We start from the raw sequence: 5,735 nt of genomic DNA, 5'->3' as shown, positions 1-5,735 counted from the left end.
AGCCTTCATATATGAAGGCTTTTTCTTAAGATTAGTAGTTTATTAATTCAATACATCAGTTTGAAGACATTGCTACTTTAATCTTTTCCATTGCATTCTTTTCAAGCTGACGGATACGTTCGGCGGAAACATTATATTCAGCTGCCAGTTCATGCAAGGTTGATTTTTCATCATCCAGCCAGCGACGCTGCAAGATATTACGGGAACGGTCATCTAGCTGTTCCATTGCTTCATGCAGGGCAGAGGTGCTTTGTTCCTCATAGTCTTCATTTTCAATCAGACGTGCCGGGTCATAACGGTTGTCTTCCAGATATAGTGCTGGAGCAACGTGAGTTGAATTTTCATCATCATCGTCACCTGATGCTTCAAATGCCGCATCATAAGCCGTCAATCGGCCTTCCATTTCCAGTACCTGTTCTGGTGTTACATTCAGGTCATTGGCAATCGACTGAGCTTCTTCAAGTGTTAACTTTTTAGAAGACTTTTTCAAGCTACGTAAATTGAAGAACAGTTTACGTTGCGCTTTAGTGGTCGCAATTTTGACAATACGCCAGTTACGAATTACATATTCATGAATTTCAGCTTTGATCCAGTGCACCGCAAATGACACCAGACGTACGCCCATACTCGGGTCAAAACGTTTAACGGCTTTCATCAGGCCAAGGTTGCCTTCCTGAATCAGGTCACCTTGAGGCAGGCCATAACCCGCATAACTACGTGCAATATGGACTACGAAACGCAAATGAGACATGACTAGCATTTTTGCTGCGTCCAGGTCTTGGTCGTAGTAATAGCGTTCAGCCAACTCTTTTTCTTGTTCGGCCGTTAAAATAGGAATTTGATTGACAGTGCTAATATAAGCACCAAGATTGACACCTGGCGCCGATAATGACAGGGGCATCAATTGATTGCGGCTGTCACTCATGTGTTCTCCTTGAAGTGCGGGGGATTTAACCCTTAACTAGGTTTTATCTTAATCCAAACTCTCCTCAAATAATGGATATTTGGGTAGAGAAATGTAAACTTTTATACGAGTATGGAGAGCATCCAGTTTAATTGAAAATTTTTAAGATTCAATCAGGTAGTGATACTCAGTTGCAGAAATCTGTTGAGATTCGCATTTTAACTGATGCATTTGGCAATATCGTGTAACATCAGTTTGACTATGTGGATCTGATGACTTTAGCAAGAATGTTTTGCCCTGATCTGCTTTTAATGCACGCTTTAACATCAGGAGCGGCATCGGACAGGGTTTACCCATGGCATCTATAATATGCGCTTGACCGTGGTTATCACTCATTTCCGTTTTATTCATATCGCAAAAAAAGGCTATAAATATTAGCAAATAGGATGCCAAAACCCAACTATTTGGCTAAAAAGTTACATGAAATAATATATATAATTTTTCTGATATATATTATGAAAAAAAATAACTAAATCAAAAGGAACAAAGCTAAAAAATATCTATTAATTGTCATAAACCCATGTTAAGCTCGTTGTGTATTTAGGATTTTAGATAAACAAATTGATTGTTTTTCGCCCTATACATAATGGATGTAACCGGGATTTTGTTAATAGTTTTACAGAATGATTACAAGCTTAAAAATAATATTTTCAAACTTGTTTGCTCTGCTGTTTGCAACACCGGGTGGTCCTTTTTTAGTATCAATGAGGATTAACTTATGACAGCTGCTCGTGAACAAGGCGTAGTTAAATGGTTCAACGACACTAAAGGCTTCGGCTTTATTCAACGCAACGGTGGTGATGACGTATTCGTTCATTTCCGTGCTATTCAAGGCGAAGGCCACCGTTCACTTCGTGACGGCCAACGTGTTGAATTCAGTGTAGTTAAAGGCCAAAAAGGCTTCCAAGCTGAAGAAGTTCAACCATTAGACTAATCTTCGGATTAAGCTAATAAACGCCCCAATATAAATTGGGGCGTTTTTTGTTTATACTATTTCATCTTAGTGATTATCAAATTAGAGCAGCGCTTTATGTCATCTGGTTTTGAAACCTTAAATTTACATCCCCAACTGAAAAAGGCAATTGATGCTTTAGGCTTTACTTCCATGACGCCGATTCAGCAGAAGGTTTTAAAATTCACCTTGGCAGGACATGATGCTATTGGTCGTGCACAAACGGGTACGGGTAAAACAGCCGCATTCCTGATTAGCGTGATTAATGACTTGCTGAATAATCCAGTAAAAGAACAGCGTTATCGTGGTGAACCGCGTGCACTGATTCTGGCACCAACACGTGAACTTGCCCTGCAAATCGAAAACGACGCGCATGAGCTGACCAAGTTTACTGACCTGAGTGTCGTAACACTTCTAGGTGGTGTAGATTTTGACAAGCAGAAAGCTCAATTGGATAAAGCGCCAGTGGATATCATGGTTGCTACTCCAGGGCGTCTGATTGATTTTGTCGAGCAAAAAGAAGTCTGGCTGGATCAGATTGAATTCCTGGTGATTGATGAAGCTGACCGTCTACTGGATATGGGTTTTATTCCATCAGTAAAACGTATTGTGCGTTTCTCGCCACGCAAAGAGCAGCGTCAGACGCTGATGTTCTCTGCAACTTTTAGCTATGATGTCTTGAATCTGGCACAGCAATGGTTATTTGAACCGGTCACTGTCGAAATTGAGCCAGAGAAAAAAACCAATGCCGACGTAGAACAGCGTGTGTATATGGTGGCGAAAGCAGACAAATATAAGTTGCTGCAAGACATTCTGCGTGATGAGCCGATTGAAAAGGTCATGATTTTCGCTAACCGTCGTGATCAGGTACGTAAGCTATATGATCATTTAAAACGTGATGGTTATAAGGTGGTAATGCTGTCAGGCGAAATTGCCCAAGACAAACGCTTAAAAATGTTAGACCAGTTCAAAAATGGTAAACATAACATCATGATTGCGACAGACGTTGCCGGTCGTGGTATTCATGTGGATGGTGTATCTCATGTAATTAACTTCACTTTGCCTGAACAGTCAGATGATTATGTACACCGTATTGGTCGTACCGGTCGTGCGGGAACGCGTGGTGTAAGTATCAGTTTCCTGGCGGAAGATGATGCGTTCTATTTGCCAGAGATTGAAAAAGCGATTGGACAGAAATTACCCCTGACCCGTTTAGAAGGCTATTGCTAATCTAAACTGCAAAAAAACCGCTCTTAAAGAGCGGTTTTTTATTACTGCACATGTTGAAGCTTATTTTGCTTCACAGCGGAACGTTAAAACAGTCTGATAATCATCATTCTGGTTCAATCCGGTGTTGGTGCCGGCAATATTGCCTAATACAGTCGCAGCAGCCTGAATCATTTGTCCGGTCTGTTCATCGACTACACCTTTTAGTGCACCATCATAAGAAGTTTTTTCATCCAGAATAATCGCAGTTGCTTTGGAGCCACAGGTTTTGCTGGCGGCATTCACTGCATTATTTTTAGAGGTTAACTGGTTTTTACCTAATCCTGTTACTTCAAACTGATTATTTTCCTTTTGAACCGCCACTGAAGTCGGGTTAGATGCACAGGCAGTTAAAAGTAGAGCTGAAGCTGCTAATCCGCTGATCGCAATTGTTTTTTTCATCATAAAATCTCGCTTGAAAACAGAACTGGGAATATTGAAACACAGTAAAAAGCACAGAATTAGGAGCTGTTGTATAAGTTTGGCAATTTTTGATGTTGCTCTATGAGAGAAAAGTGAATGAAAGAGACCTTTTATTGATTCCATAGAAAATATTGTAATCTTCCTTAAATATTTTCAAGGTAGAGGTATTTGCAAGTTTCTAGAGTATTACTAGTGGAATATGCTAATCTTGACCGTAGTTTTTAAGTTATAGATCTATAAAGCAATGACGGAATCTGTGGTCGACATCGTTCATCAAAATATTCACCAACGTCAATCAATAGGACATTTGCTGGCACCTGCGCCGAATGCAGAACAGTTAGAAATGGCATTTAAAGCTGCTTTGACAGCACCGGATCATCACCGGTTAAAACCTACCACTTTTGTGATCATCCCGGATGCGCAACGTGAAGCATTTGGTGAACTGTTATCGCAAGCACTGATAGATCTGGGTCAAACTGAATCAGCTCAGATTGAACGGGTCAAGAATCATCCTTTTCGTGCACCTTTGCTGGTACTGGCATTAACCCGTTTGCAGGATCATCCGAAAGTGCCACATTTTGAGCAGATTTTGAGTTCAGGTGCCGCTATTCAAAACTTCTTGCTGTCTTTGCAGGCTCAAGGTTTTTCAACTATGTGGCGTAGTGGCGCAGTAGTAGAATCAAAATTTTTCAAGCAGTCGCTCGGCATTGGTAAGGATGATCTGGTTTCTGGCATTATCTATATCGGTACGGCGGCAAAAGCGATTGCACCACGTGCTGAAATCCAGACCCAGAATTATGTAAGTTATTGGAATCAAAACTAAGGCATTTCAAGACACAGGATATTAGAAAACAAGATGTCAGAATTAAATTTTACCGATTTGATTGAACCGGTAGTGGTCAACCAGAATACGGCTTTAAGAATTACAGTTTTAGGCGGTGGTAGTTTTGGTACTGCAATGGCCAATACCGCGGTTCGAAATGGCTGCGATACCATGATCTGGATTCGTGATCCGGAAGTAGCTGAAGATATTAATGCAACACATATCAATAAACGCTATCTACCGGATTTTAAGCTGGAAGAAAATCTGCTTGCTGTGTCCGATCTGGAGAAGGCTGTTCGTGATCGCGATATTATTCTAGTCGCAATTCCAAGCCATTCTTTTCGTGATGTGTTGCAGCAGATCAAGCCCTTTATAACCTCTCAAGCGGTGATTTCCCTGACAAAAGGGATTGAAGCCAATACCTTCAGCTTTATGAGTGACATCATTCGTGAAGAACTACCGGAAGTGCCTTATGGTGTGCTGTCTGGTCCAAACCTGGCCAAAGAAATTGTCGCAGGTCAGCCGGCAGGTACGGTGATTGCCAGTGAATCTGAACTGGTACGTTATGCAGTGCAACAGGCACTCCATAGTGCATTATTCCGTGTTTTTGCCAGTGATGATGTACATGGCGTAGAACTGGGCGGTGCGCTGAAAAATATTTATGCGGTCGCGATGGGGATGGCGGCTGCCTATAATGTTGGTGAGAATACCAAGAGTATGATTCTGACCCGTGCTCTAGCGGAAATGAGCCGATTTGCAGTCAAGCTGGGTGCAAATCCGCTAACTTTCTTGGGGCTTTCTGGTGTAGGTGATCTATTTGCCACTTGTAACAGTCCGCTGAGTCGTAACTATCAGGTTGGTTATGCATTAGGTAAGGGTAAAACCTTAGAGCAGGCGACGACTGAACTGGGGCAGACGGCAGAAGGGATTAACACGATTGTGCAGGTAAAAGCGCGTTCAGAAGAGCTGGATGTTTATATGCCGATTACAACTGCCTTGTATGAAGTGATCTTTGAAGGAGCGCCGCCGCTGACGATCGCTTTATCTTTGATGAAAAATGGTCATCGCAGTGATGTGGAATTTGTCTTGCCACATCATCAAGTCTGATCTATAACACAGGAAGAGCGATGATTATGATGCTGACTGATGATCGTGGCGACCAAATAAATAGGGAAATAAGATGCAACTGACTTTAGTGCGACATGGCGAAGCCGCGCCACCAGTGAGTGGGAATGATAGCAAACGTCCCTTAACGGAGCGCGGGCATCAACAGGCGGAACAGACAGCGCAGTATTTAAAGGACATCA

Annotated in this window: 8 protein-coding genes; 5 read left to right on the top strand and 3 right to left on the bottom strand. The window is 42.0% G+C overall.

Annotated elements, in window-relative coordinates; genetic code table 11:
* Nucleotides 1-55 precede the first annotated feature (55 nt).
* Both rpoH and B4J23_RS14015 read right to left on the bottom strand, forming a co-directional pair.
* Entirely contained in the window at nucleotides 56-925 is an 870-nt protein-coding gene (rpoH, locus tag B4J23_RS14020; RefSeq protein ID WP_004782464.1) for an RNA polymerase sigma factor RpoH, read from the bottom strand.
* A 141-nt stretch (nucleotides 926-1,066) separates the two neighbouring features.
* On the bottom strand, nucleotides 1,067-1,300 hold the full coding sequence (locus B4J23_RS14015; protein WP_175968201.1) for a sulfurtransferase TusA family protein: 234 nt from the start codon (nucleotides 1,298-1,300) through the stop codon (nucleotides 1,067-1,069).
* A 382-nt stretch (nucleotides 1,301-1,682) separates the two neighbouring features.
* Here B4J23_RS14015 and B4J23_RS14010 point away from each other — a divergent pair, with 382 nt between their 5' ends.
* Both B4J23_RS14010 and rhlB read left to right on the top strand, forming a co-directional pair.
* The gene (locus B4J23_RS14010; protein WP_004782461.1) at nucleotides 1,683-1,898 is read left to right on the top strand and encodes a cold-shock protein; all 216 of its coding nucleotides are present in this window, start codon (nucleotides 1,683-1,685) and stop codon (nucleotides 1,896-1,898) included.
* A gap of 96 nt (nucleotides 1,899-1,994) precedes the next feature.
* On the top strand, nucleotides 1,995-3,146 hold the full coding sequence (gene rhlB, locus B4J23_RS14005) for an ATP-dependent RNA helicase RhlB (RefSeq protein ID WP_125279233.1): 1,152 nt from the start codon (nucleotides 1,995-1,997) through the stop codon (nucleotides 3,144-3,146).
* A gap of 60 nt (nucleotides 3,147-3,206) precedes the next feature.
* Here rhlB and B4J23_RS14000 read toward each other — a convergent pair whose 3' ends face one another.
* On the bottom strand, nucleotides 3,207-3,584 hold the full coding sequence (locus tag B4J23_RS14000) for a hypothetical protein (protein WP_034170065.1): 378 nt from the start codon (nucleotides 3,582-3,584) through the stop codon (nucleotides 3,207-3,209).
* Between the two features lie 265 nt (nucleotides 3,585-3,849).
* Here B4J23_RS14000 and B4J23_RS13995 point away from each other — a divergent pair, with 265 nt between their 5' ends.
* The 3 genes from B4J23_RS13995 to B4J23_RS13985 all read left to right on the top strand — a co-directional run.
* Entirely contained in the window at nucleotides 3,850-4,428 is a 579-nt protein-coding gene (locus B4J23_RS13995) for a nitroreductase family protein (protein WP_034169994.1), read from the top strand.
* 33 nt (nucleotides 4,429-4,461) lie between these two features.
* Complete coding sequence (locus B4J23_RS13990; protein WP_034704062.1) at nucleotides 4,462-5,535, top strand: NAD(P)H-dependent glycerol-3-phosphate dehydrogenase; 1,074 nt, start codon at nucleotides 4,462-4,464, stop codon at nucleotides 5,533-5,535.
* 73 nt (nucleotides 5,536-5,608) lie between these two features.
* A partial coding sequence (locus tag B4J23_RS13985) for a histidine phosphatase family protein (protein WP_291361483.1) occupies nucleotides 5,609-5,735 on the top strand: 127 nt, incomplete at its 3' end.

The sequence above is a fragment of the Acinetobacter sp. UBA3025 genome (assembly GCF_002367915.1).
Lineage (GTDB): Bacteria > Pseudomonadota > Gammaproteobacteria > Pseudomonadales > Moraxellaceae > Acinetobacter.
The sequence above is the reverse complement of the archived record's forward strand: the minus strand, read 5'-3'. Positions and strand labels throughout refer to the sequence as shown.